The 2,323-nt window shown below is 34.4% G+C and carries 2 protein-coding genes; both read left to right on the top strand.

Features of this window, described 5'->3' with window-relative positions; translation table 11 throughout:
- The first annotated feature begins 335 nt into the window (after window positions 1-335).
- Window positions 336-890 (top strand): hypothetical protein, encoded by a 555-nt coding sequence (locus A3860_RS37610; RefSeq protein WP_081155756.1) that lies wholly within the window; start codon window positions 336-338, stop codon window positions 888-890.
- A 190-nt stretch (window positions 891-1,080) separates the two neighbouring features.
- Window positions 1,081-2,106, top strand: coding sequence for a hypothetical protein (locus A3860_RS37605; RefSeq protein ID WP_081155755.1), 1,026 nt, complete (start codon window positions 1,081-1,083; stop codon window positions 2,104-2,106).
- Window positions 2,107-2,323: the final 217 nt, after the last annotated feature.

Here is a 2,323-nt window from a genome sequence, read left to right as displayed (position 1 = left end):
GCTGTAGGTTACAACTTTCGAACCGGTTTGGGGAGGAACTCAATAAGATTGTAGATTTTTATAATGAGTATTTTGTAAAGATTCAAACATCAACGTGAAAAAGATATAGATGTCGGTGATGGGGATTTTGTTCGAACATAAGGGCTGTTTCGAACAAAGATTTATTAAAAATTAAAAGTCCGCTGGATGATCTAAACCTGACTTGAATCGTATTTGAGTTGCCTTGTGATAGCCACGCCTTTTTTACTAAGAAGCTAAAAAACGCTTGCAAAAAATTGCTTTTTGGTTTAAGGTAGCGTATAATAGAGGTATAATACCAAATCAAAATCATCAACATGGTAGACAAGGAGCGTAGAAAAAAACTCGCACTTCATTTGCGCCATTTATCCGTTGGGCTAATTTCAAACGACGACTTTGAGGAAGCCGTTATGGACAACGTATCGGACGGATGGCTCCCAGAGCAATATTACCGTTCGAAATTAGCAAAGAGTGACGATGACGATCCTATCATTAGGCCTATTCTTGAATTGTGTTGGGGGCTATACGACGACACAAGAAATCATAAGCTAATAAAATCAGATGTATTAACAAAGGATGCATTGAAAATCATTTCACGGTGTATTCTATTTCTACATTCCGATAAAGAATATGAATGGCCTTATTTAAATATGAACAATCCACTGTTACGATTTTCATTAAAGGACTTAGTCTTATCAGTTATAACACTAGGACACCATTACAGAAATAAAAGAGAAAAACATATTACTTCATATTACGAGTGGCAAAAGTTAGGCGACTATGATGTGTGGCCATTCTTTAGAAAAATTGACTACCAGGATCAATTGACGAAACAGCCATTTTTAAATGGACAACAAACGACAGGCGCATAACATGGTATTATTAGAAGCAGGGCTGACTCATTACAATTTGGCCGACAGTGATAATTCCAAATACGTAATTCTATTGAACAGAGATATTGAAATTCTCCGCCTTTCGCAAAGCCCGAATCATTAGCTGCAATTCATGATGAACCTGATATTTACGACAATATTATCCCTTTTCATTCTTTCATCTTGTAAGATGACTAGTGACAAAAAAGCTGGCCAAAAATTATTTTCAACATCATATAATGAATTAAAAATTGACAGCAAGTTATATGATGTCGTTTACAGTAATGGATATTTTTTTATCTCTCAGGCAAGCCAGAAAGTCGTTGTATTGGATACTTTTTTCCGAAGACAACAACAAATTGAGGATTCAATCAATAAATTTCCAAGTACTATTATCTATAAGACCAATGATTCAGTAATCCTTTGCAAGTATGACGGCAATAGAACCGGTTTTCCAGAAACGTACTACTTAACAAACGACTTTAAACTGAAAGCATTTAAAGAAAAAATAGAATACAGTCAAATGCCGGGGGAACTATTGTTTGAAGACTCACTATATAAAATATTTGCAAATCGAATTGGGCAAGATGGTTTCTTTACTTACTTTCTTGAAAAGTCAACAAAAATTATTTTTGCAATTTTTTCTTATAGCCCACGTCAAGTTTTAAAGTTTCAGGAGGAATACTATATTATCTGTGATGGGCGAAAACATGATTCAACTAACATTGGGGTTATCAAAATAAAAAATCCAAAACAGCTTTTTGAGATTACGATTCAACAAGCAGAAAAACTTAATATTTTATATACTCACTTAGCTGCATCGCCGGGAAAGCAATACGAAGCGCTAGCAGACACAATAAAGAAGTGGAGTTTTAATAGCTATGGGTACCTCGACAGATATTCTGTACCAATTTATACTTTTCAAAAAGGCAACGAGTTATTTACAATAGTAAAAAATGATTCTTCAATTTATTTAGGAAAACATGAAGGCAATAATTTTCAGAAAGTACAACAATTATTCGACACAGCATTTGGTATTGACAACATTTATCCAATGAAATATAAAAATAACACCTTAGTTATTTTTAGCAGTTCAGGAGGGAAAATGTCATATGGACAAATGGTTGATTATTTCGATTGTGGATTTTTTAACATCGAAGCCGATAAAATTGATTTATACAGGCTTTATAGAGAACATAAATCAAAGTGGCAATAATAACAGCGGCTAACAACTAAGGATCGACGGGTGCGCAGCGCCAACGATGAAATTTATCGTTGCGCGGAACCTTCGGCAGCCGGGTAATAGAAAAAGCCATTTTTTTAGTAACACTTCGAACCTACTAATTATTTGATAATCAAATCCATTTAAAGAAGAGCTAATCTCGTGAAAATTATTCGAACAAGAAAACGCCTTCAAATCCAACGACTTGAAG

Origin of the sequence: Niastella vici, from assembly GCF_002077945.1 — a bacterium.
Classification (GTDB): Bacteria; Bacteroidota; Bacteroidia; order Chitinophagales; family Chitinophagaceae; genus Niastella; species Niastella vici.
The sequence above is the reverse complement of the archived record's forward strand: the minus strand, read 5'-3'. Positions and strand labels throughout refer to the sequence as shown.